Here is a 24,522-nt window from a genome sequence, read left to right as displayed (position 1 = left end):
CCGCCGAGCGCAGTAGTTGTTGCCGAAAAGATGTCATGGGGGAAATGATGGCAAGAGTACTAATAGTTGATGACTCTCCTACAGAAACACATAAGCTGACAACCATTCTTGAAAAAAATGGCCACGCAGTAATCACCGCTCCAAACGGTGAAAGCGGAGTTGAAGTAGCCCGCGCCGAACGCCCCGACCTGATCCTGATGGATATTGTGATGCCGGGTCTCAACGGTTTCCAGGCCACCCGCCAATTGAGCAAAGACAGCAATACCGGTGAAATTCCGATCATTATGGTAACTACCAAAGATCAGGATACAGACCGTGTCTGGGGTATGCGCCAGGGAGCCAGGGCTTACCTGACCAAACCTGTCGATGAGAGCAAATTGCTGGATGCGATCGGGGAGGTGTTGGCCTAATAGCCAGCTGCGAAAAGTGCAGTCACAAACACCTTATTTAGCTCTGGTTGATATTGCACGGCGCGCCAAAGCGCAGGCCACTGGCCTGCCTGGCCGCCGGGAAATCAAACCCTACTGGACCGGTATCGGTTTCTCTCTTCTGGATAACCACTTTGTCGCCTCCATGGATGACGTTGTGGAATTGCTCGAAGTGCCACAGCACACCTTTATTCCGGGCGTTCAGCCTTGGGTAAAAGGCGTCTCTAATGTTCGTGGTCGCCTGCTTCCCCTTATTGATCTCGCAGCTTTTTATGGCGGCTACCTCTCAGGTCCGCGCCAGCAACGTCGTGTTTTGGTGCTCGAGAGGGATAAGACCTACGTGGGGCTTATCGTGGATAAATTGTTTGGGATGCAGCACTTGGCGTTTGAGTATGCCCGTGAGGCACCGACAGATTTGAGTGAACCATTTGCGCCAATGGTGCACGGCCAGTTTGTTTTACAGCAGCATCGTTGGCTCGTTCTCGATATGCGGGCACTGATCAAGGATGCGCGTTTTATGGATGCAGCTTTACGCTGACTAATCCAGTTCTTTCTTTCCGGTAGCCGAGGGTGGTCGACCGGATGGCCCGCAATTAGTGCAGGGATGTACAGCACTGACTGAGGGGTCTTGTCATTAAAGCGTTAAAACTAAAGTGGTATTAAACCGGCCTAATGCAATGGCCCGCTAGGAGTAAATTATGAAACCAGGCTCCCAGAGTTCCTTTTCCGCGCTGCGCAGTAACCCTGCCGCGCTGGTATTAGGTCTACTGGTACTCGCCACGCTGGCGGGGCTTATTGTCAGTATTTATTTGGTACAGACTCGAGACGAGCAGGATAAAGAGTACCTGCAGCAAGTCGCCGAGTTGCGGGCCCTTTCCTATCAGGTAGTTTCCTATGCGCCGGCGGCAACCGCAGGCGATAGTGAGGCCTTTACCGAGCTGGAAAATGTTACCGAAGAAATGGCTAATGCCTGGAACCAGCTTCAGCGAATGGATGACAATAGTCGCCGCGCCCTGGGTGCTCAGTTGTCTGCTTACGATCAGGTTTGGCGCAGCTTGCGCGAGCAGGTCGATACGATTATCGGCAACCAGGAAACCATCGTATTTCTTAACGATATCGCTTCAACGCTGAGTGACTCGCTTCCGGAATTACAGGCTGAGCACAACAATATTGTAGAAATTCTGCTGGCTAACAACGCCCCGGCAAATCAGGTGGAACAGGCCCAGTTGCAGGTTTGGCGTGCGGAGCGTATTGGTCGAAATATCGATAAAATGCTCCAAGGTGGCGATGATGCTGAAGCCGCCGCTGACCAGTTTAATACCGACGCCAGTCTTTTCGGTAAGGTGGTTGACGGTATGAAGAGCGGCGATGTGGTGATGGGGATTTCCCGTATCACCGATGAAGAGGCTCGCCACTCATTGGATGAAATTACTGAGCTGTTCGGCTTTGTAAGCACCTCCGTACGGGATATCTTCGAAGCAACTCCAGCCCTGTTTGCTACCCGCCAGGCCTCTGACGGCATTATCGCGTCATCTCCCCAGCTGATCGAAGCATTGAGTACGCTGAATGACCGAATCGTAAACCTTTCAGATGATCGCCAGCCCAACAACTTGACCATTGCTGCACTGGCTTTGGTCTTCGTTTTGTTGATCTTCGGTATGATGGCGATGGCATTCTCCGGTACCCGCCGAAACCTGAAAAAAGAGGAAGATACCAACGAGCGTAACCAGCACGCGATTATGCAGTTGCTGGACGAGCTGGCCGACCTCGCCGACGGTGACTTGACCACCTCTGCAACGGTAACCGAAGCCTTTACTGGTGCGATTGCCGACTCCATTAACTTTACTATTGACCAGCTGCGTGTGCTGGTATCGCGGATTAATGGTGCTGCACAGGAAGTATCTGGCTTGTCCCAGGAAACCCAGCAGACTGCACTGCACTTGGCCGAGGCCTCTGAGCACCAGGCACAGGAAATTGCCGGAGCTTCTGCCGCGGTTAACGAAATGGCGGTCACCATTGACCAGGTATCTGCCAACGCCTCCGAATCTGCCCAGGTAGCCGAGCGCTCGGTACATATCGCAAGTAATGGCGCCAAGGTGGTACAGAACACCATTAAAGGCATGGATAACATCCGCGAGCAGATTCAGGATACCTCCAAGCGAATTAAGCGCCTGGGTGAATCCTCCCAGGAAATTGGCGATATCGTAAGTTTGATTAACGACATTGCCGACCAGACCAACATTCTTGCATTGAATGCCGCGATCCAGGCGAGCATGGCCGGTGATGCCGGTCGAGGCTTCGCGGTGGTAGCGGATGAGGTACAGCGACTTGCGGAGCGCTCTGCAGCTGCAACCAAGCAGATTGAAGGTCTGGTAAAAGCGATTCAGTCTGATACCAACGAGGCGGTAATCTCCATGGAACAAACCACCAGTGAGGTGGTACGTGGAGCTCGTCTGGCCCAGGATGCGGGTGTTGCACTGGAAGAAATTGAGAATGTATCCAACAACCTGGCATCGTTGATTCAGAACATTTCTAACGCTGCACGTCAGCAGGCTTCGTCTGCAGGCCACATTTCCAACACGATGAACGTGATTCAGGAAATTACCTCGCAGACCTCTGCGGGTACCCAGGCTACCGCCCAGTCCATTGGTAACCTGGCGCAGACCGCGAGTGCACTGCGCGAATCCGTTGCCGGCTTCAAACTTCCGCAAGAGGAAAGTGTTGAAAGCAACAGCGAGCTGTATGACGTGGAGTTGCCGGAAATGGATACAGATACTTTCGCTATTGAAGGTGAAGATACTCATTCATTGGAGTCCCGCGAAGACCGGGCCCTGGCCTAACCCACACAATAATACCCGGCCATTATGAAAGTTGGCCGGGTGCAAAAGGGGCGCACGGAATTGCTTCCGATAAATCCGCGGGTTTTTCTCGCAGAAAACTGTAGCGCTTGAGTACTGAATAAATTATTGGGGACTTGGCGTGAGTCACGACAACCCGAACTTTATGGCCTTGGATTGGCTGATCGGTGAAATTAACGAGACTTTGGCACAAGCGCGCCAATTTCTTGAGACGTTCGCTGTCGAACCCGATGCGGGTGCCTCTCTTCTGCAAAACAGCTTGTCGCTGGTGCACCAGGTGCACGGTAGCTTGCATATGGCACAGCTCAGTGGTGCCGCGATGTTAGCAGAAGAGATGGAGCAACTTATCCAGGCCCTGGCCACTGGTGCGGTTGAAAATACCGACGAGACGCGCGAATTTTTGATGCGCGCATTGCTGGAGTTGCCCCTTTACCTCGAAAAGGTTTCTTTTCAGCGTCGTGACAATGCCGTTCTCTTACTTCCCCTGATGAATGACTTGCGCGCAGTGCGCCGCGAGCGATTGATCAGTGAAGGAGCACTTTTCTCGCCAGAATTGTCTTCATTGGCAACGGTGATTGGAAAGCGCCAGCCCCTCGTCGCCGATAGCGCCCGCTTAAATGACCTGGTCACCAAGTTGCGCAAGATGTATCACGTTGCGGCTGCGGGTCTGATCCGGGATGTAAACAGCGGCGAAAGCCTGGCTTACCTCACCAAGATTATTGAAAAAATGCAGCTGCTCTACAGTGGCAGCTGCCGCCAATCCCTGTGGGAAGTACTGTTCGGTATTTTGGAGGCGCTCGGCGAGCACCGTATTAATGTACAGCCCGCACTGCGCCATTTACTGCGCAAGGTGGATATTGAATTCAGATTGTTGCAGGGGCGTGGCGCAAAGGTATTGGATGCGCGCCTGGATCAGGACTTTCTTCGCAACCTACTTTTTTATGTCTACCTCGCCGGCCCGAATGGGCCGCACTGCGAAAAACTTTACCAGCGCTTCGCACTAGATAAGGCAGTTCCCGGTACGCCTCGCCCGGATACTGAAGACGTATTGGCGATGGGGCCAGAGGCCCTGGGCAGTGCAATTGCTGCAGTGCGCGATGAACTGCAGATGGTGCGTGAAGCACTGGAGCCCAGTACAACTGATACAGAACAACCCTCGCTGTCTGACACTGCCGCAGTGGCCAAGCGTCTCGCGGATACACTCGGTATTTTGGGATTGGAGGCGCAGCGGGTTCGCGCTCGCAGTGTCTACGAAGACCTTCGCGATGCTTCCCGTGGTACTGACGTTGAAGAGTACCTGATGCGTGCCGCCGGGGAATTGGTTCAGCTCGATTCAGCGCTTGCCGCCACCGTCGATCGCAATAAAAAAGTCGATGATGAGCAGCCCATTATGGGCGACGCCACTGACTCTGTATTACGCGAGGCCAGACTCGGTCTGGAAGCGGTAAAAGAAGCGGTCATGGAGTATGTGGCCAGCCACTGGGATATCAGTTACCTGAGCCGTGTGCCACAGCGTTTACAGGAAGTCTGTGGTGGCCTTGAAATGGTGGGTTACCAGCGAGCGGGTGAAATTATCTCCGCTTGCAATCGCTATATTGGCAACTCCCTGATTGAGGCTGGAGAACAGCCCGAATGGACAATGCTGGATACTCTGGCAGATGCCATTACCAGTGTTGAATACTACCTGGAGCGCCGTGCGGAAGGTCTGGCTGATGCAGAAATGCTTTTGGCACTGGCTGAAGATAGCGTAGAAGCATTGGGCGTTTCGCTGAAGATCGCCGACGAGAGTAAGGCCGACGCCAGTCTGGAAGCGTCTCCGATATCAGAACCCGAACTGCCAGATCTTATTGATTACGATTTAATCCCCGATGACGAAGCCGCTGTGGTTTCTGACGAACCTCTGGACTCTCAAGCTGAAAAAGAAGCGGAAGAGTCATCTGCCATAACTTTGCAGCTGCCTGTCGATGAAGCAGATTCTGTTGTGGAGTCCGAGCTGGAAATCGATGGAGAGTCTGTTCCGGAGGAGTCTTGGTTCTCTGATGGGGCTCCTCAGGTTGAAGCTGCTCCAGTACTTGAAGTTGAAACTGGGATAGAGGCTCCTGAAGCTGAGGAAGCGCCTGCTGAGATTGCTGACTTCATTGAAGCTGCACCGATGGTAGAGTCTGCTGAGGTTGAGCCGGTTGCTGCAGTTGCAGAGGTCGCGGATACGACGGAGGAACTCGGTGATGACACTGAGAGCCTGATTGACGATGAAATTATCGAGATCTTCCTGGAAGAAGCCGGGGAAGTTCTTGCGCATATCAGTTGCTACTTCCCGGAGTGGGCTGCCAATTTTGCCAATCAGGATGCCCTGGTAGAGTTTCGTCGGGGCTTCCATACCCTGAAGGGGTCGGGCCGTATGGTCGAGGCCCTGGATATTGGTGAACTGGCCTGGTCTGTGGAGAATATGCTCAACCGGGTTATCGATGGCAGTGTGAAACCCGGGCCTGCCCATGTATACCTGATTGAGCAGGTGTATCAGAAGTTCCCCTCAATGATTGAGGCGTTTAAACACGGACAGAGCGACCCCGATCAGCAGCTTACCCTGCAGTTACAAGCTTGGGCTGAGCAGCTGAGTGCGGGAGAGATGCCCGCTGATCTGGAAGCCCAAAGTGCAGGCGGTGTCGCGGCAGTTGACGTTGTTGAGGACACCGGAGAAGACCTGGCTCAACTCTGGGAAATTTTTGCCCAGGAGGCAGAGACGCACCTCAATGTCGTAGATGAGTATCTGCTGGATATGCAGGCTGCCGCGCCTTTGTATGGTGTTCCGAGCGATCCAATGCACCGGGCACTCCACACACTAAAAGGCTCCGCACATATGGCGGAAGTCAAAGTGGTTGCCGAAATTATGGCGCCACTGGAGCGCTTCGCTAAAGAGCTGCGTATTTATCAGGTGCCTATCGATGCAGATATTTTTGATCTGATCAATGATAGCGCCACCTATGTGCGTGAAGTGCTGGAACAGATTCGCTCTTCCGAGCCTCTCGCAATAGAGAAATCGGAACAGTTCCTTGCTCGCGTTGCTGAATTGCAGGAGCGCTCTGTAGGCCACTTGATTCGCGAGCGCGAGGCGAATGAACCTCGCGCGGTCGATCCCCAGCTTCTCGAAGTCTTGATGGCTGATGGCATGCGGGTGCTACTTGATGCAGACCAAATGCTTACTGAGTGGCGCGTCGACCCGGCAGATAAAAGTCGTGTTGTATTGGTCGCTGACGAACTCAATGTTCTGCAGGAGGCGGCCAGCCGGGCGCAGTTGCCGATCCTGGCCGAGCTCGCTGAGCTGTTGCTGAATGTTTATCGCAAAGTCCTTGCTGGTGACCTTGAGCAGGAGCCCGCACTATGGGCCTCTCTTGAGCAGGGACACAACGAGTTGCTTGATTTAATCGATGCAGTAGCAGCAGCACAAGACCTCCCTGAAGTCAGCGAAGCTGTGGAAGAGGCGCTTCGCTACCTGGCTCAGGGTGAGGAAACCAGTTCATCAGCAGAAGATGACTACGACCTCGATGAACTGGGAATCGATAGCGAAGCACTGGCTATTGCCGAGCCTGAAGAGCAGGCGCCGGAGCCCACGGAAGTAACCGAGCTTCTGGTTTCAGAAACATCCCCTGATGAGTGGATTGAGCCACCTGTATTACAGGTGTCGCACGATGGGGAATCTCTCGATGGTGAAGCTGAGGATTCGGAAATTCCTCAATTGCAGGCCATAGAAGTTGAGGCCGCCGTTGAGGACGTTTCTCAATTTGAAGAACCCTTCTCTGCACCTGATGTTGAACCTGCTGGCGACCTGGCTATCGAGCAACCGGGTAGCGAGGTGTCATCACAGGATTCCGCTCAATCAGTCGATTTACAGAAGTTGTTGGCAGACATTGACCCGGATGTTGTCGATGTCTTTATGGAGGAGGCGGGAGATCTTACCGATGAGCTGGAGGAACTGATCCAGAGTTGGGAAGAGGAGCCGGAAGGCCGCGAGCAAGGTGAGGCCCTGAAGCGTGTATTGCACACCTTTAAAGGTGGTGCACGTATGGCTGGCCTAATGGGGTTGGGTGAAGTAGCTCACCGTTTTGAAACGGTGATCGAAGGCATGCGCGACAACGATCGGCCCTCCGCAGATTTCTTCGCCAATGCCCATGGTATCCACGATCGTCTCGCCGATGGAGTAGAGACAGTTCGCGCCTGGATGGCTGGTGAACAGCTTGATGCTTTTGTACAGCTGGTCAGCACCGATTGGGCGGATCAGAAGCCGGCTAACTCGGCAGCTGCAGAAGCAGTTATTGAATCTGAAGTTTCAGACGAACAACCTCAAGACACTGTTCTCGTAGCGGATGCGGAACAAGGTGATGAAGTCATTGCGGCCGAGAGTACTCAGCCGGATGCTGATGTAGTTGCTACGCAGCTGCCCGAGATCGCTGTAGGTCAGGAAAGCGATAACGTTTTGCCGTTTATCCGCAAGGCCGGTAATGCAGAGCAGGAGGTAGCGGCACCGACCCGGAACCAGCCCCAGGAGATGGTGCGTGTAGCTGCTGAACTTCTGGAGGAGTTGGTAAACCTCGCCGGTGAGACTGCAATTTCCCGTGGTCGTCTTGAAGAGCAGATGAGTGAGTTCGGTCTCGCCCTAGACGAGATGGATGTGACGCTGGTTCGTCTCAACGAACAGCTGCGCCGCCTTGACCGCGAGACCGAGGCTCAGATCCTGTTCCGCCAGGAGCAGTTGGCAGAACAGGACGGCGACTTCGATCCGCTGGAAATGGACCGTTACTCGTCTATTCAGCAGTTATCCCGTTCCCTGCTGGAGTCCACATCTGACTTGATGGAGCTGCGCTCCACTCTGAATAACAAGGCGCGGGATACAGAGACCCTGTTGCTCCAGCAGTCCCGAGTAAATACCGAATTGCAGGAAGGTCTGATGCGCAGCCGCATGGTACCTTTCTCCCGTCTGGTACCGCGCCTGCGTCGCATCGTGCGCCAAGTAAGTGCTGAGCTGGGCAAGCAGGTCGAGTTGGGATTCTCCAACGTTGAAGGCGAGCTGGACCGGTCCATGTTGGAGCGTATGGTTGCGCCACTGGAGCATATGCTGCGCAACGCTGTGGACCACGGCATTGAAATGCCAGAGGAGCGTTTGGCTGCCGGCAAGTCTGAGCGTGGGCGTATCGATGTGGCGCTGAAAAGGGAGGGCAGTGAAGTAGTCCTCACCATCCGCGATGATGGTGCCGGTGTCAATTTGATCCGGGTGCGTGAAAAGGCGGTGGAAAATGGCCTGATGAGGCCGGATGCTGAGCTCTCGAATAATGAGATTCTTCAGTTCATTCTGCAGGCCGGTTTTACCACTGCAGAAAAAGTTACCCAGATATCTGGCCGGGGTGTGGGCATGGACGTTGTATCCGCCGAGCTGAAGCAGATTGGTGGCAGCGTCCATATCAACTCAGAGGCAGGCGCAGGAACAGAATTTGTCGTTCGTCTTCCGTTCACAGTTTCGGTTAACCGCGCTTTGATGGTGCGAATTGGCGATGACCTGTTTGCATTGCCGCTGAATACCATCGAAGGTATTGTGCGCCTCAGCCCATTTGAGTTGGAGCACTACTATCGCTCAGATGATGCGCGTTTCGAATACGCCGGAGAACTCTACCAGGTTAGCTATTTCGGTACTCTGCTGAAGTCTGGTGCTCAACCCAAACTCAGTGTCGATGATATGCAACTGCCCGTTTTGTTGGTGCGCTCTGAAGGGCACGCTATGGCATTACAGGTGGATGCCATTAAGGGCAGCCGCGAGATTGTAGTGAAAAGCCTCGGCCCGCAGTTCTCCGGGGTTCAAGGGGTATCAGGTGCAACGGTAACTGGTGATGGTAGCGTCGTGGTGATTCTCGACGCACACGCCCTGCTGCGTCGCCAGGCCACTCAGTTGGCAAGGCCGGAAGTGCCGCAGCTTCAAATTCAGGAAGAGCCTGAAGTGCAGTCCGAGCAGGAGGCGCGCCAGCAGACCGTTATGGTTGTGGATGACTCGGTTACAGTGCGCAAGGTAACTACGCGCTTTCTGGAGCGAGAGGGCTATCTGGTTAGCACTGCAAAGGATGGTCAGGATGCGGTTATCCAGCTGCAGGATAAGATCCCGGATCTGATCTTGCTGGATATTGAGATGCCGCGTATGGATGGCTTCGAGGTTGCCCGCCATATTCGCTCCAGTAGTCGCCTGCGCGATATTCCTATAGTAATGATTACTTCGCGTACCGGTAATAAGCACCGCGATCACGCTATGTCCCTGGGAGTTAACCACTACCTGGGTAAGCCTTACCAGGAAGATGTACTGCTGGCGGCTATTCGTGAGTACGCGGATGCCGAAGCTGTCGGAAGCTGAGACGGCAAATATCAGGAATAATATAGAGATAGGCAATGAGTGAAGTTGAAGCGCTGCCGGTAGATGTCCCCCAGGAAGTGAGCAGCCTGTTATTGCCCCTTGAGCAGGGGCAGCTGCTGGTGCCGGTGGACAGCCTCTCAGAGGTTGTTGCAATGCAGACGCCGATGGCAGTTCAAGATGTACCCGAGTGGTATTTGGGAGATCTGATCTGGCGGGAACAGCGCCTGCCGGTGGTATCTTTTGAAGTGATGCGTGGTGGTGCCTTGGGAGCAGTTGCAGAAGAGGGGCGTATTGCGGTGCTGAGCACGGGAAATCCCGATGGCGAGCTGCCGTATTTTGCATTGCTCTTGCGCGGCACTCCGCGCCTGGTGCGGGTTACCCCTGAGGAGTTGGCGCTGCGAGAGCAGCCACTAAACCCTGGAGAGTTAATGCATGTGGCGCTTTCTGGTGAGGAGGCGGTTATTCCCGACCTGCAGGGATTAGAGCGGGCCTGCCTGCGCTATCGCAGTGACTGACTTGTTTTGCAATGTATTATCAAAAAAGGGGCCAGAGGCCCCTTTTTTGATTGAGCTGTTCGCTTAGAACAGCTCTTCCGGTAAAGAATCCTCCCGGCCATCCTGGCTGGGCATATCCATATCTTCATCGGTGTAGCGATTGCGATATGGGTTATATACCTCGCGGCCGGGCACCCGGTTGGTCCTGAATATCTCAAACATGCCCCCGTAAGAGGTGCGCAAGCCATTTTGAGGGTTGATGCGTACCGTAACTATGCCATCTGGTTGAGCCAGGTGGCGCTCGGGAAGACCTTCGAGGGCACTGCTCATAAAATCGATCCAGATAGGCAGGGCGGCTGAGCCACCGTATTCATTTTTACCCAGTTCACCATAGGAATCGAAGCCAACCCAGGCACTGGTTGCCAGGTAGGGGCTATAACCCGAGAACCACGCATCCCGTGGACCATTGGTGGTACCGGTCTTTCCGGCAATATCACCGCGCTTCATCGCCAGAGCGCGGCGCCCGGTGCCCTTTTTGATAACATCTTTAAGCATCGAATCCATTATGTATGCCGTCTCTGCGGACATGGCTCGCGGAGCGCGAGGGCGCGCTTGGCTCTTGCTCGGGTCGAGGGGGCCAACGGGCAGTACGTGTAGTTCCGCTGGCTCTTCACCTTGATCGACCCCTTGTCCTTCCAGTTGTAATTCCGCGAGATCGACGGGTTCAGCGGACAGGGTTTCAGAGCCTGTGCCCGGCTCGGGACAGTTATCGCACACAGTGAGAGGCAGTGCCTGATACAGGACTTCGCCATTAACATCCAATACCCGCTCAACCAGGTAGGGCTCCACTCGGTAGCCACCATTGGCGAAGGCGGCATAGCCTCGCACCATCTCCAGGGGCGTGAGAGCGGAGCTACCCAGAGCAATGGTCAGGTTGCGGGCAAGCTTGCTGCGCTCAAACCCAAAGCCTTCGACAAAGCCTAGGGCGTAGTCCAGTCCTAGGGATTGCAGCAACCGGATTGAGACCATATTGCGGGACTTGTACAAAGCCATACGCAGGCGAGTTGGGCCGAGGAAGGTCCCCCCGTCATTTTCAGGCCGCCATACATCTTGCAGGTTGGTTTCCTCAAAGATAATCGGGGCATCATTGATAATGCTGGCCGCTGTATATCCGCGCTCGATCGCCGAGGCGTAAATAAAGGGCTTGAAACTGGAGCCGGGTTGCCGGGCAGCCTGAGTGGCCCGATTGAAGTGGCTCTGGCGGAAGTCGTAACCACCGACAAGGGCGCGGATAGCCCCATCTTCGGGCTCAATAGATACCAGGGCGCCCTGTGCTTCCGGGACCTGGGCTAGAACCCACTCTTCAGTCACCTGGGGTTCAGCAGGCTTGGTATCACCGCTCTCGGGATCCGCAAACGGATCGGCCTGAAGGGGCTCATCTACAGCGGTGGCGATCATCTCGCTACTGGAGTTGCTCTCTTTCTTTTCCTTAACGACCTTGCGTAATCGAATGACATCTCCGGGAGCAAACATTTTTTCAGCGGACTGAAGGCGTGCGCCCCGGGCGCTCTCAGAAATATAGGGCCTGATAGAACTGAGTCCATTGCTCCAAGGCAATTCAATTACGCGCCGATCTCTCAGTTGAACCTGAAGTTTCTTGGGTTCTACCGCAGTGACAACGCCGGGTTCCAGACCGCCGAGAATCGGAATCTCGTTGAGTAAATCGATAAGCTGGTCGCTATCTTGCAGCAATTCCGGTGCAAGACGCTGTTCTGGGCCGCGATAGCCGTGGCGCGCATCATAGGTTTCCAGACCGTGCTGAAGCGCATTGCGAGCCGACTCTTGCAGGCGACTGTCTACCGTTGTTATGACCTGGTAGCCGTCGGTATAAGCGTTGTCGCCAAAGAGGTCTACTGCCTCCTTCCGTGCCATCTCGGCGATATAGGGTGCATCCAGGTCGAGGTCGCGGCTGTGATAGCTGGCTGTTACTGGCGCAGTAATAGATTGGTTATATTGATCCTGATTGATATAGCCAAGGTCGAGCATCCGCATCAGGATCCAGTTGCGGCGTACCAGGGCTCGGGAGGGGTTGGCGAGAGGGTTGAAGGTCGATGGCGCTTTGGGAAGCCCCGCCATCATAGCCCACTGGGCCAGATTGAGGTCCTTGATATCTTTGCCGTAATACACCTGAGCTGCAGCCTGGAAACCGTAGGCGCGGTTTCCGAGGAAGATTTTATTGATGTATAGGGCGAGGATCTCGTCTTTGGTCAGCTCCTGCTCGATTTGCAGCGATAGTAAAATTTCATTGAACTTGCGCACAAAACGCTGTTCCCGGCTGAGAAAGAAGTTGCGCGCCACCTGCATTGTCAGTGTACTACCACCAGACTGGATAGAGCCGGTCTTAATCAGCTGCGAGGCCGCCCGCATCAAACCTTTGATGGAAACACCATTGTGGGAGTAAAAGCTTGCATCTTCGGCGGCGAGAATCGCTTTGATAAAGGGTTCTGGCGTTTGCTCGATCGTGATAGGGTTGCGCCGCTTTTCACCAAACTCACCGATCAGTTTCATATCCCGTGAGTAGACCCTCAGAGGGGTCTGTAAGCGGATATCGCGGAGGCTCTCGACCGAGGGCAACCCCGGTTTGAGGTAGAGATAGATACTGGCCAGGGCCATTGCTGTAGCGGCTACACCGGCAAGGCCGAGCCAAAGCAGTGCGAGCAGACGATTGCGGGCTTTTACGGTCATGAAACTGCTTCTGTGTACTTCATCAAAGTGATTAGGTGAATAATTATACGAATATTGTGCGCTATTACCTATGCAAATGCAGGTTGAAGCGTTAATTTAAAGTGCTATAACATCAAACCCTCATAACCCACGGAAAAGATAAGAAAAAATGGGAATTTTCCCTTTTCTGAGCAAAGGCCCCAAGGCCATGTTGGGACTCGATATTAGCTCTACTGCGGTCAAGTTGCTGGAGCTAAGTCGCAACGGCGACAAATATCGTGTCGAAAGTTACGCCGTGGAACCTCTCCCACCCAATGCTGTAGTTGATAAGAATATCAATGATGTGGGGGCGACGGCTGAGGCTATTCGCAAAGTTGTACGACGCTCCAAGACGCGCTTACGCGAAGCTGCCGTTGCTGTGTCTGGATCAGCGGTGATCACCAAGACCCTCGAAATGCCGGCGGACCTCACTGAGGAAGCATTGGAAGCCCAGATCGCAATCGAGGCTGACCAGTATATTCCCTATCCGCTTGAAGAAGTCAGCCTGGACTTTGAGGTGCAGGGGCCTTCCGAGAAGGGGGAAGGTCAAATGGAGGTCCTGCTTGCAGCTTGCCGCACAGAAAACATTGAACAGCGGATCTCTGCGTTGGGTGAGGCCGAACTGGAACCCGGTGTGGTGGATGTTGAGGCTTACGCAATAGAGCGAACTTACACATTGCTGGAAGATCAGCTCCCTCCTCAAGAGCAACTAGTCGTAGCCGTTATTGATATCGGAGCGACGATGAGTGCCCTGTCAGTTCTTGTGGATGGCAAAACAGTGTATACCCGCGAACAACTCTTTGGGGGGCGTCAGCTCACCGACGAGATACAGCGTCGCTATGGGCTCTCAGTAGAAGAAGCTACTCTGGCGAAACGCCAGGGAGGTAGTGGCTTACCAGATGACTATTTTGCTGAAGTGTTGGAGCCTTTCAGAGACGCGGTAGTTCAACAGGTAACCCGTTCTTTGCAATTCTTTTATTCCTCTACCTCATATAGTGATGTGGACCATATCCTTCTCGGCGGTGGAGTTGCGGCGATGGAAGGAATTGGTGAACTTGTTAGTGAAAAGCTGGGTCGACCGACATTGATTGCTAATCCATTTCACAAAATGAGTGTGTCTTCACGGGTTAATCGCCAGGCTTTGGCAAATGAAGCCCCTTCACTAATGATTGCCACAGGGTTGGCGATGAGGGAGAAGGACTACTGATATGGCAAAGATTAACCTTCTGCCTTGGCGTCAGGAATATCGTGCACAAAAGCAAAAAGAATTTCAGCAAATAATGGTAGTCGTTATTTTTGCTGTGGCTGCCGCCGTTTTTGGCTGGATGAAAACAGTTGATAAGCAAATAATCTATCAAAATGACGGCAATCAAATCCTGAAAAACAGGATAAGTGAGTTGGACATCCAGGTAAAAGAAATTAAAAACCTGAAAAAACGCCGGCAGGAATTGATTGATCGTATGCGGGTGATCCAGGAGTTACAGGGTAACAGGCCGCTTGCTGTGCGTTACTTTGATGAGTTAGTTCAGGCTACGCCTGAAGGTGTGTGGCTCAGCTCTATGGAGCGAGTGGGCAATAAGTTATCCCTGTCAGGTGTGGCAGAATCTAATAATCGGGTTTCTTCTTTTATGCGAAATCTGGATCAATCTGATTGGTACGAGTCTCCAGCTTTAGCAGGGGTTACTGCTAGTCCGCGACATGGCGAACAAGCGAGTGCTTTCGAGTTGACGGTTAATGTCACAGGTAGAAAGCAGGAAGATGACCAAGGCGCTGCAAAAAAATAAGGGACCGCACCATGGCACTGGCAGATACGCTGAAGCAGATCAATGAGCTTGACCTCAATGATATCGATTTTTCCCGTATGGGAATTTGGCCCTTACCTGGGCGCATAGCCCTGCTGGTTGTTATTTCGGCAATCATTGTTGGACTTGGTTATCACTTTTTAATTAGTGATCGATATCAGCAGCTTGAGCTGGCTGAGAGTAAAGAGCAGCAGCTGTTTTCGCAGTTTGAAGTGAAGCAAGAGCAGGCCCACAACCTAGAGGCCTATAGGGCTCAATTAGAGGAAATGAATCAAACTTTTGGTGCATTGCTTAAGCAGCTACCCAAAGACACCGAAGTTCCTGGTTTACTCGAAGATATTGATGAGTATGGACGGGGAAGTGGCTTAACGATAAGTGATATTGACTTGCAACAGGAGCGGGTTGGTGAATTTTACGTAGAGTTACCGATCCAGATATTCGTTAAAGGTGGGTATCATGAATTTGGTGCTTTTGTGAGTGGTATTGCTGGTATGCCCCGAATAGTGACTTTGCATGATTTTAAGATAGTAAATGATAAAGAAGGCGGTTTGCTCAGTATGACAATTAACGCCAAGACCTATCGCTATAAAGATCAAGGTGAAGAGGGATGATTAAGTACCTCTCGGTTGCAGTTGCTCTGCTATCAATTGTCGGGTGTGAATTAAACTCAGATCACAGTGAGTTGCGTAAGCGAATGGCTGAAGTGGAACGTAGGCCGAAAGGTCAAATTGAGCCGATACCGACATTTACTCCTTACAGCCCCTATGTTTATGTTGCCACTGCCCAGCGAAGCCCCTTTACCAAGCCAGTTCTTGAGTCCGAACAGCGTATAGTGGGACGCAGGTTAGATGTTGCTCCAGATTTAACTCGTCAGCGAGAGCTACTGGAGGGCGTTAATATTGATGTGCTATCTATGGTTGGTAGCTTGTCGCGTGATGGACAGATTTGGGCTCTGATAGACGATGGCGCAGGCGGAATTCATCGCATAACTGTTGGCAATTATCTCGGAAAAAATCATGGCCGAGTAGTGAATGCCACTGATGCACAGCTCGATATTTTAGAAATTATACCGGATGGCACCGGAGGCTGGATTGAACGGCCGCGGGCTCTGGCGTTGGAAGAGAGGGACAACGGATAATGAACAATAAACAGTTCGCCTTTTTAATGACTCGATTCCAGCTGATGCTGCTGGGTTTGTTGTTATTTCCAATAGCGTCGAATGCTCAGGTAAGCCAGCTCAATGACATTCAATTTGCTGAGCTGCCTGGTAGTCGGGTTCAGCTTCGTCTTACCTTCAGTGATACACCTCCAGAACCAACGGGTTACACAATAGAGCAACCCGCGCGAATAGTTTTAGATTTTGCTGGAGTAGAAAGTGTGCTTCCGCAAAAGAAATACTCTCTAGGCATTGGAGCCGCGCGGAGTGCTGTCATTGTGTCCAGCGAAGACCGCACACGCCTTATTGTTAATCTAGATGAATTACCAGTGTACTCTAGTGAGCGTCAAGGTAATCAGCTGGTAATGGAGATAGGAGCAGATTCTTCTGAAGGTGAAGCTAGTGTTGCTGCGGCTCCGCAACATGACGCTGGCATGAGCTTGGGCGGTGACAAACAGTTCCGAGCGTCAGGGAGTGTGGCTGTAAATAATGTTGATTTTCGCCGTGGTGAAGAGGGTGAAGGCAAGGTAATAGTCAGTCTCACAGACCCTGCAGTAAATATTGATGTTGAGCGTACAAACGGAAAAATCTATTTGACTTTCCTTGGGGCTGAACTGCCCGAGTCTTTACGCCAAAGGCTGGATGTTACAGATTTCGCGACTCCTGTTAGCTCAATTACTGTAGATTATGATGGGCGCAACACTGTTATTTCAGTTGATCCAAGCGATGTTGAGTACGATTACTTGGCATATCAGGCGGACACCGAATATGTATTAAGTGTTAAGCCGCTCTCTGCTCAAGAAATTCGTGAAAAAGAGAAAGAGTTTCAGTTTGATGGTAAGAAGCTTTCGCTCAATTTTCAGGATATCGAAGTTCGCTCAGTATTGCAGGTAATTGCCGACTTTACCGACCTTAATTTAGTGGCCAGTGATACTGTTGAAGGTCGTATTACACTTCGATTAGATGGTGTACCTTGGGACCAAGCATTAGCCCTTATTCTTAAGGCTAAAGGCTTGGATAAGCGCCAGGAAGGCAGTGTCATTATGGTTGCGCCAGCGGCTGAGATCGCTGAACGAGAGCGCCAGGAGCTTGAAACCCGAAAGCAGTTAGAGGAATTGGCTCCGCTGCGAACGGAATACATTAGTGTCCGCTACGCTGACGCAGGGGAGTTGTTTGAACTCTTCTCTGGGGGACAGAGCGGAGGTGCTGGCCAAGGTGGATTTGCGGGAGGTGGTAGTAGTGGAAACTCAAACACTCCTACAATGCTTTCTGCCCGTGGTAGTGCAATTGTGGATGAACGCACTAATACAATTATCTTGACGGATACTGAAGATAAAATTGTACAGTTTAGAGCATTAATTGAGGCAATTGATATCCCGATCCGGCAAGTGATGATCGAGGCGCGAATTGTAACTGCTACTAGTGACTTCCAGAAAGAACTAGGTGTTCAGTGGGATTATGCTGATCTTACCGAAATTGGTGATGGTACTTATGGCCTAACCTCGGCGAGTAACTGGTTGGAAGAAGACACTTCCCTGGCAGAGCTAAGTACTGAATTTGACCCAATGTTGGTTGATCTTGGAGTCACTAACCCAGCCGGTAGTCTTGCCTATCATATTTTGAAGGATAACTTCTTCCTTGGCTTGGAATTATCCGCCTTAGAGGATAGTGGACTCGCAGAAGTTGTTTCCCAGCCAAAAGTTGTTACCGGCGATAAACAGGAAGCCACGATACAATCTGGTGTCGAGATTCCTTATCAGGAAACCACTTCTTCTGGAGCTGCTTCTATTACCTTCCGAGAGGCGGTATTGGAGTTGAATGTGACCCCTCAAATTACTCCAGACAATAACATTATTATGTCTCTAAATATTGAGCAGAATAGTGTGGGTGAGTATGTAAGTGTGGGTGATGGCCAGGTCCCTTCTATTAATATCAACACCTTGGCGACCAAAGTATTGGTACGCAATGGTGAAACAATTGTTCTAGGTGGTATTTTTGAAGGTACCGCTGTAGAGAGTGAAACCAAGGTTCCCTTACTGGGTGATATTCCTTATATCGGTAACTTGTTCAAACAGACTATACGCACGGACGATAAACGTGAGATCCTGATGTTTATCACACCGCGTATTCTTGAAGATGAGGCTTTCTACTCTAAGTGATCACCCGCTCTATTTTCCTGGTCGGCCCCATGGGGGCCGGCAAGTCTACTATCGGCAGGTTGTTGGCAGCTCAATTGCAGCTGCCTTTTGCCGATACCGACAAAGTGCTGGAAGAGCGCACTGGTGCGGATATTCCCTGGATTTTTGATGTGGAAGGCGAAGCCGGATTTCGCCGTCGTGAGACTGAAATATTGGAAGAGCTCTGCCAGGGTGAGTGCCAGGTTATTGGTACCGGTGGCGGAATAGTTTTGCTCGAGGAGAATCGACGCCAGCTACAAAAATATGGCCATGTAGTTTATTTGCAGGCCAATATCGATCAGCTTCTGGAGCGCACTTCAAAGAATACCAATCGCCCGTTGCTTCGTGTACCCAACCCCCGTCAGCGTATTGCGGAAATTTTGCAGGAACGCGAGCCTCTGTATCGTGAGGTTGCAGATATTATTTGCGACACCAATGACCTCTCCCCCAAACAAGCATCCCTCCTGGTCGCAGAACACTTAGGCAGCCTGCTGTCCGATTAGTCCCAAGCGTCTGTGCTAAAGTGCGTCTCACTTCTGTTGAGATAAGCACTAGGGGATTGAGAGCAGTATGCAAAGCCTTAACGTAGAACTCGGCGAGCGTAGTTATCCGATAATTATTGGTTCAGGTTTGCTCGGTGACCCGCAATATATCCTCCCTTACATTAAAGGCCGGCAAGTTTGCATTGTTACCAATGAAACTATTGCTCCTCTTTATTTGGCGACATTATTGGAAGGGCTAAAAGGGCTCGATAAAGTGGATGTTGTCGAGCTCCCCGATGGTGAAGCTTTCAAATCACTCGACACAGTGAATCGAATTTTTGATGTGCTGTTGGAAAAGCGTCACAACCGCACTACGACACTAATCGCGTTGGGCGGTGGTGTCGTTGGAGATATGTGCGGTTTTGCTGCAGCCTGTTATCAGCGCGGGGTTAACTTTATCCAGGTACCGACTACCCTGCTGTCTTTGGTTGACTCCTCTGTTGGGGGAAAGACCGGCGTTAACCATCCCCTTGGTAAAAATATGATTGGCGCCTTCCACCAGCCCCGCCTTGTCCTTGCGGATACCGGTACCCTTGCCACATTGCCTGCACGTGAATTTTCAGCAGGCCTCGCCGAGGTCATTAAATACGGATTGATCTGTGACAGCCCATTCTTCGAATGGATCGAGGAGAATTTACAAAAGTTATTAACGAGGGAGCCCGCAGCACTGGCTTACGCTATTGAGCGCTGTTGCGCCGACAAGGCGGATGTTGTTGCCAGTGATGAGCGCGAGAGTGGTCGTAGGGCGATACTGAATCTTGGCCATACCTTCGGCCACGCTATTGAGGCAGTCCAGGGGTATGGCAGTTGGTTACACGGTGAGGCCGTTGCCGCCGGCATGGTTATGGCGTTGGAGTTATCCAGGTTGCGCGGAGATATCGATGCAGAGCTGGTGGAACGGTTGCGAGCGATGCTAGAGGCGGCTGATTTGCCGCAGCAGGCACCGCAGGGCATGACAACCGATGAATTCCTCCAAGTAATGCAGGTGGATAAGAAGGTGCTGGACGGAAAATTGCGCTTGGTGCTGCTAAAGGCACTGGGAGAAGCAATTATTGTCGATGATACCCCCAGAAAAATGATTATAAATGCACTGAAAAATTGTGGTGCCGAGTGATAACCCTGCTCTTATTGTCTAAAAAATAGGACTGAGTACCAGAAAGGTTAGCTGCTAGAAGATAAGTTTGGTTTTATTTGATTTGACAGACTAATACACTGCTAAAAGTTGAAAATGTAGTGTTGGACAAGTAATATTGCGCCCCCCCGAAAGGAAAGGCGGGGCAAAAAACCGCCAATAACAACAAAAAAAGCCCCAGCAGAGGGCTTTTTTTATCTCGGGATCTTTTTCCAAGGGACCGCAGGAGAGCGTAGCGCGAAGCTTAAAGTGACATTCGCCCATAACAGGCACTTCTTTTTTTTTTAAGCGCCAGTGGTCCCCCAATCGATAGCGACGAGGAATTCTATGGGTAGCAGTCTGTATCAGTTGGATGAGTTTAAGGACAACTGCGGTTTTGGTCTGATCGCTCATTTGCACGGTGTGGCAAGTCACAAGTTAGTGCAGACGGCCATTGAATCCCTCACTTGCATGACCCACCGGGGTGGTATTGCCGCCGATGGTAAAACCGGTGATGGTTGCGGTCTTTTGCTGCAAAAGCCGGATGCTTTCCTCCGCGCAGAAGCCAAGACCCTGTTTGGTGCTGAGCTGACAGCAACCTACGCAGTGGGATCAATCATGCTCCCACTAGATCAAGCCGAAGCCGATAAAGCCCGCAAAATTCTCGAAACTGAGTTGCAAGCTCAGGGCCTAAAGACCGTCGGCTGGCGCACCGTACCGACTAACCCGGAATGCCTGGGCCCTATTGCCCGGGATTGCCTGCCACACTTTGAGCAGTTGCTGATCAACAATGCAGACGAGCCCCTCGGCGAGGCGAAATTCAATGCCCGTCTCTATGTGGCCCGTCGCAAAGCCGAGTTGCGCTTAAGTAGCGAAGTCTATATTGCCAGCCTTTCAACCAGTGTCCTCTCTTACAAAGGCCTGATGATTCCGGCTGATCTGCCCAAGTTTTTCCCAGAACTGGCCGACCCGCGCCTGGAAACCGCGATCTGTGTTTTCCACCAGCGCTTCTCTACCAACACCATGCCCCGCTGGCCCCTGGCTCAGCCATTCCGCTTGCTGGCACACAATGGTGAGATCAACACTATTACCGGCAACCGTAACTGGTCTGTTGCTCGCACCAGTAAATTTGCCACTGACCTGATTCCAGAGCTGAATGAGCTGGTGCCCCTGGTTAACCGTGAGGGTTCCGACTCCTCCAGCCTGGACAACATGCTGGAGATGCTGTTGGCGGGCGGCATGGAGCTGCACCGGGCCGTGCGCATGCTAGTGCCACCGGCCTGGCAAAATGTTGAAGGAATGGATGCGGACCTGCGCGCTTTTTACGAATATATCTCCATGCATATGGAGCCCTGGGATGGGCCGGCTGGATTGGTGATGACGGATGGCCGCTATGCCGTGTGTACCCTGGACCGCAACGGCTTGCGCCCCTCGCGCTGGGTGATTACCAAGGATGACCTGATCACTGTGGCATCCGAAGTGGGCGTGTACGACTATGCCCCTGAAGATGTTGTGGCTAAGGGCCGCCTTGGACCGGGGCAGATGCTGTCGGTGGACACCCAAGAGGGTAAGCTCTACCACACCGCTGACATCGATAATATGCTCAAGCGGGCACAGCCCTATAAGCGTTGGCTCAAGGATAAAGCACGCCGTATCCGCTCTACTCTGGTTACTGCGCCGGTGGACAACAACTTCTCCCACCAGCAATTCAAGGTTTACCAAAAGCTGTTCAGCTCCTCCCTGGAAGAGCGCGATAAAGTCGTCCGGCCCATGGCTGAGGCGGGCCAGGAAGCGGTCGGTTCAATGGGCGATGATACGCCGATGGCGGTTTTGTCCCGTTACAACCGCTCGCTCTACGACTACTTCCGCCAGCAGTTTGCCCAGGTAACCAACCCGCCAATTGACCCCCTGCGGGAAACCGTGGTGATGTCTCTGGAGACCTGCCTGGGTCGAGAGAAATCAGTATTTGAGGAAACTCCCGAGCACGCGGACCGGGTAATCCTGTCTTCGCCAGTACTTTCCCATATGAAGTACACGGCACTGTTATCCCTTGATCGCCCGGGCTTCGAAGCGGAGATCTTCGATCTGAACTACGACCCCGCTGAACAGGATCTCAAATCGGCGATTGAACAGCTCTGCGCCAAAGTTGAGGCTTCAGTGAGGGCGGGGGCTGTGATTGTAGTGTTGTCCGATCGCGACATTCGCGAGGGGCACCTGCCAATCGATGCACTGCTGGCGACAGGCGCGGTGCACCACCACCTGGTACATGCAGGCTTGCGCTGTGATTCCAATGTTGTGGTGGATACTGCCAGCGCCCGAGATGCGCATCAGTTGGCCTGTTTGGTCGGCGTCGGTGCCACCGCAGTACACCCGTATTTCTCCTACAGCATTATCAATCACCTGATCGATACCGGTGAATTGCTGCTGGATGCCGCTGAGGCGCAGAAAAATTACCGTAACGGCATTATCAAGGGCCTGTTAAAGATCCTGTCCAAGATGGGCATTTCCACCGTTGCCTCTTATCGCGGCGCACTGCTGTTCGAGCTGGTGGGGATTTCCAAGGATGTGGTGGATCTGTGTTTCCCCGGAGCGCCCACTCGCATCGAAGGTGCCGGCTTCCCTGAACTGCAAGCCGATATGGCGGCCCGTGCCGATATAGCCTGGAAAGCCCGCAAACCTGTTTCCCCCGGCGGCCTGCACAAGTTTGTCTACGGCCAGGAGTATCACGCATTTAACCCGGATGTGGTGACTACCCTGCGGCGCGCTGCCAGTACCGGTGACTATGCCGCGTGGCGGGACTACGCGGAGCTGGTTAACCAGCGCCCCGTGGCGACATTGCGGGATATGCTGGACTTCAAGGAGAACATCGAACCGGTAGCTCTGGAAGACGTGGAGCCGGCAGAGCAGATTTTGCGTCGCTTTGATACGGCGGCCATGTCACTGGGGGCCCTGTCCCCCGAAGCCCATGAGTCTTTGGCCCAAGCGATGAATCGCCTGGGTGGGCGTTCAAACAGTGGCGAGGGCGGTGAAGATCCTGCCCGTTTTGGCACTGATAAAGTTTCCAAGATTAAGCAAATTGCCTCCGGTCGTTTTGGCGTAACACCGCACTACCTGGTAAATGCCGAGGTATTGCAAATTAAGGTAGCCCAGGGCGCCAAGCCCGGTGAAGGCGGTCAGCTGCCCGGTGGCAAGGTCAACGAACTGATCGCGCGGCTGCGCTATTCGGTGCCCGGTGTGACCCTGATTTCCCCGCCGCCCCATCACGATATCTATTCTATCGAGGATTTGGCGCAGCTGATCTACGACCTTAAACAGGTAAATCCCGATGCCTTGGTATCGGTAAAACTGGTATCGCGGCCTGGGGTTGGCACTATTGCAGCGGGTGTTGCCAAAGCCTATGCGGATTTGATCACCATCTCCGGCTACGACGGCGGCACAGCGGCGAGCCCAATAACCTCGATTCGCTATGCCGGGTCGCCCTGGGAGCTGGGATTGGCGGAAACCCACCAGACCCTGCGTGCCAATGATCTGCGCGACAAGGTTCGGGTACAAACCGATGGGGGTCTGAAAACCGGCCTCGATGTGATCAAGGCGGCAATTCTCGGTGCCGAGAGCTTCGGCTTTGGTACGGCACCCATGGTGGCGATCGGCTGTAAGTATCTGCGCATCTGCCACTTGAATAACTGTGCCACCGGTATCGCCACCCAGAAGAAGGACCTGCGTGACGAGCACTATATCGGCACCGCAGAAATGGCGATGAACTTCTTCCGTTTTGTCGCCGAGGAGACCCGCGAGTGGATGGCGCGTCTGGGCGTGCGGACCCTGGAGGATCTGGTGGGGCGTGTGGATTTGCTGCGCGTACTGGATGGCGAAACTGACAAACAGAAAAAGCTGGATCTCGCGCCTCTGTTGCATACGGATGAGCTGTTGGACAGCAAGCCGCAAACCTGTCAGTCCGCGACCAATGATCCGTGGGATAAGGGCGAACTGGCGGAGCGGATGGTGGCGGATATCCTGCCTACCATCGAAGGCTTTAAAGGTGGCGAGTTCAGCTACGACGTGACCAACTGTGACCGATCCTTAGGTGCGCGTCTGTCTGGTGAGATCGCCAAGCGCTACGGTAACCAGGGCATGGTTGAAGCTCCGGTGAAACTGCGCCTCAAAGGGGTCGCCGGCCAGTCATTCGGCGTGTGGAATGCCGGTGGTCTGGAAATGTACCTGGATGGCGATGCCAACGACTATGTGGGTAAAGGTATGGCTGGCGGCAAGCTGGTTATACGACCGCCGCAAGGTAGCTCGTTCGCCTCCCAGGAAACCAGTATTGTCGGCAATACCTGTCTCTACGGCGCCACGGGTGGCAAGTTATTTGCGGCGGGCTGTGCCGGTGAGCGCTTCGCTGTGCGCAACTCCGGTGCCTTTGCGGTAGTCGAAGGGGCGGGAGATCACTGCTGTGAATATATGACCGGGGGTATGGTCGCGGTTCTCGGGCGCACCGGATTTAACTTCGGCGCCGGTATGACCGGTGGCTTCGCCTATGTCCTGGATATGGAGCGGGATTTCTTTGATCGCTGCAACCATGAGTTGATCGAGCTGCGCCGAATCAGCAGCGAAATTCTCGAGCCACACCAGAGTCACCTGCGCGAAGTTATCGAAGAGTATGCGGCGGAGACCCAGAGCACCTGGGGCGCCGAGTTATTGGATAACTTCGATGATTACTTGAGCCGTTTCTGGCTGGTTAAACCAAAGGCGGCGAGCCTTGCAGATCTTCTTTCCGACGTGCGCAAGCGCGGCGAATAAAGGCGG

The 24,522-nt window shown here is 53.0% G+C and carries 14 protein-coding genes; 13 read left to right on the top strand and 1 reads right to left on the bottom strand.

The window, feature by feature from the left end; all coding sequences use genetic code 11:
* The first annotated feature begins 47 nt into the window (after positions 1-47).
* From pilH to ACJJIS_RS20610, 5 genes are all read left to right on the top strand, one after another.
* Positions 48-410 carry a twitching motility response regulator PilH gene (gene pilH, locus ACJJIS_RS20630; RefSeq protein WP_108731421.1) on the top strand — a complete coding sequence of 121 codons (363 nt, stop codon included), beginning with the start codon at positions 48-50 and terminating at the stop codon, positions 408-410.
* A 16-nt stretch (positions 411-426) separates the two neighbouring features.
* Positions 427-966 (top strand): chemotaxis protein CheW, encoded by a 540-nt coding sequence (locus ACJJIS_RS20625; protein ID WP_413664074.1) that lies wholly within the window; start codon positions 427-429, stop codon positions 964-966.
* Between the two features lie 160 nt (positions 967-1,126).
* Entirely contained in the window at positions 1,127-3,268 is a 2,142-nt protein-coding gene (locus tag ACJJIS_RS20620) for a methyl-accepting chemotaxis protein (protein WP_444918797.1), read from the top strand.
* Positions 3,269-3,407: 139 nt separating this feature from the next.
* A complete protein-coding gene (locus ACJJIS_RS20615) occupies positions 3,408-9,674 on the top strand; it encodes a hybrid sensor histidine kinase/response regulator (RefSeq protein ID WP_475708948.1) in 6,267 nt (2,088 codons plus the stop codon).
* Between the two features lie 35 nt (positions 9,675-9,709).
* A complete protein-coding gene (locus tag ACJJIS_RS20610; protein WP_413664076.1) occupies positions 9,710-10,189 on the top strand; it encodes a chemotaxis protein CheW in 480 nt (159 codons plus the stop codon).
* 63 nt (positions 10,190-10,252) lie between these two features.
* Here ACJJIS_RS20610 and ACJJIS_RS20605 read toward each other — a convergent pair whose 3' ends face one another.
* Positions 10,253-12,913 (bottom strand): penicillin-binding protein 1A, encoded by a 2,661-nt coding sequence (locus ACJJIS_RS20605; RefSeq protein ID WP_475708947.1) that lies wholly within the window; start codon positions 12,911-12,913, stop codon positions 10,253-10,255.
* A gap of 148 nt (positions 12,914-13,061) precedes the next feature.
* Here ACJJIS_RS20605 and ACJJIS_RS20600 point away from each other — a divergent pair, with 148 nt between their 5' ends.
* The 8 genes from ACJJIS_RS20600 (at position 13,062) to gltB (ending at position 24,516) form a co-directional block, all read left to right on the top strand.
* Positions 13,062-14,138 (top strand): pilus assembly protein PilM, encoded by a 1,077-nt coding sequence (locus tag ACJJIS_RS20600; RefSeq protein ID WP_413664078.1) that lies wholly within the window; start codon positions 13,062-13,064, stop codon positions 14,136-14,138.
* 1 nt (position 14,139) lies between these two features.
* Complete coding sequence (locus tag ACJJIS_RS20595; protein ID WP_413664079.1) at positions 14,140-14,715, top strand: PilN domain-containing protein; 576 nt, start codon at positions 14,140-14,142, stop codon at positions 14,713-14,715.
* An 11-nt stretch (positions 14,716-14,726) separates the two neighbouring features.
* Positions 14,727-15,344 carry a type IV pilus inner membrane component PilO gene (locus ACJJIS_RS20590; protein WP_413664080.1) on the top strand — a complete coding sequence of 206 codons (618 nt, stop codon included), beginning with the start codon at positions 14,727-14,729 and terminating at the stop codon, positions 15,342-15,344.
* On the top strand, positions 15,341-15,871 hold the full coding sequence (locus tag ACJJIS_RS20585; RefSeq protein ID WP_413664081.1) for a pilus assembly protein PilP: 531 nt from the start codon (positions 15,341-15,343) through the stop codon (positions 15,869-15,871). Before ACJJIS_RS20590 ends, ACJJIS_RS20585 begins: the two co-directional genes overlap by 4 nt.
* Positions 15,871-18,048 carry a type IV pilus secretin PilQ gene (locus ACJJIS_RS20580; RefSeq protein ID WP_475708946.1) on the top strand — a complete coding sequence of 726 codons (2,178 nt, stop codon included), beginning with the start codon at positions 15,871-15,873 and terminating at the stop codon, positions 18,046-18,048. Before ACJJIS_RS20585 ends, ACJJIS_RS20580 begins: the two co-directional genes overlap by 1 nt.
* Complete coding sequence (aroK, locus tag ACJJIS_RS20575) at positions 18,048-18,569, top strand: shikimate kinase AroK (protein WP_413665828.1); 522 nt, start codon at positions 18,048-18,050, stop codon at positions 18,567-18,569. Before ACJJIS_RS20580 ends, aroK begins: the two co-directional genes overlap by 1 nt.
* A 67-nt stretch (positions 18,570-18,636) precedes the next feature.
* Positions 18,637-19,722, top strand: a complete 1,086-nt coding sequence (aroB, locus tag ACJJIS_RS20570; protein ID WP_475708945.1) for a 3-dehydroquinate synthase — start codon at positions 18,637-18,639, stop codon at positions 19,720-19,722.
* A gap of 345 nt (positions 19,723-20,067) precedes the next feature.
* Complete coding sequence (gltB, locus tag ACJJIS_RS20565; RefSeq protein ID WP_475708944.1) at positions 20,068-24,516, top strand: glutamate synthase large subunit; 4,449 nt, start codon at positions 20,068-20,070, stop codon at positions 24,514-24,516.
* Positions 24,517-24,522 lie beyond the last annotated feature (6 nt).

The sequence above is a fragment of the Microbulbifer maximicatervae (SeqCode) genome, from assembly GCF_056231245.1.
This window is presented reverse-complemented; position numbering and strand designations above follow the sequence as displayed.

Excerpts from the sequence above, each read along its gene's own strand:
- pilH (WP_108731421.1), top strand. The coding sequence starts at position 48 with ATGGCAAGAGTACTAATAGTTGATGACTCTCCTACAGAAACACATAAG.
- ACJJIS_RS20620 (WP_444918797.1), top strand. The coding sequence starts at position 1,127 with ATGAAACCAGGCTCCCAGAGTTCCTTTTCCGCGCTGCGCAGTAACCCT.
- ACJJIS_RS20610 (WP_413664076.1), top strand. The coding sequence starts at position 9,710 with ATGAGTGAAGTTGAAGCGCTGCCGGTAGATGTCCCCCAGGAAGTGAGC.
- ACJJIS_RS20605 (WP_475708947.1), bottom strand. The coding sequence starts at position 12,913 with ATGACCGTAAAAGCCCGCAATCGTCTGCTCGCACTGCTTTGGCTCGGC.
- ACJJIS_RS20600 (WP_413664078.1), top strand. The coding sequence starts at position 13,062 with ATGGGAATTTTCCCTTTTCTGAGCAAAGGCCCCAAGGCCATGTTGGGA.
- ACJJIS_RS20595 (WP_413664079.1), top strand. The coding sequence starts at position 14,140 with ATGGCAAAGATTAACCTTCTGCCTTGGCGTCAGGAATATCGTGCACAA.
- ACJJIS_RS20590 (WP_413664080.1), top strand. The coding sequence starts at position 14,727 with ATGGCACTGGCAGATACGCTGAAGCAGATCAATGAGCTTGACCTCAAT.
- ACJJIS_RS20585 (WP_413664081.1), top strand. The coding sequence starts at position 15,341 with ATGATTAAGTACCTCTCGGTTGCAGTTGCTCTGCTATCAATTGTCGGG.
- ACJJIS_RS20580 (WP_475708946.1), top strand. The coding sequence starts at position 15,871 with ATGAACAATAAACAGTTCGCCTTTTTAATGACTCGATTCCAGCTGATG.
- aroB (WP_475708945.1), top strand. The coding sequence starts at position 18,637 with ATGCAAAGCCTTAACGTAGAACTCGGCGAGCGTAGTTATCCGATAATT.
- gltB (WP_475708944.1), top strand. The coding sequence starts at position 20,068 with ATGGGTAGCAGTCTGTATCAGTTGGATGAGTTTAAGGACAACTGCGGT.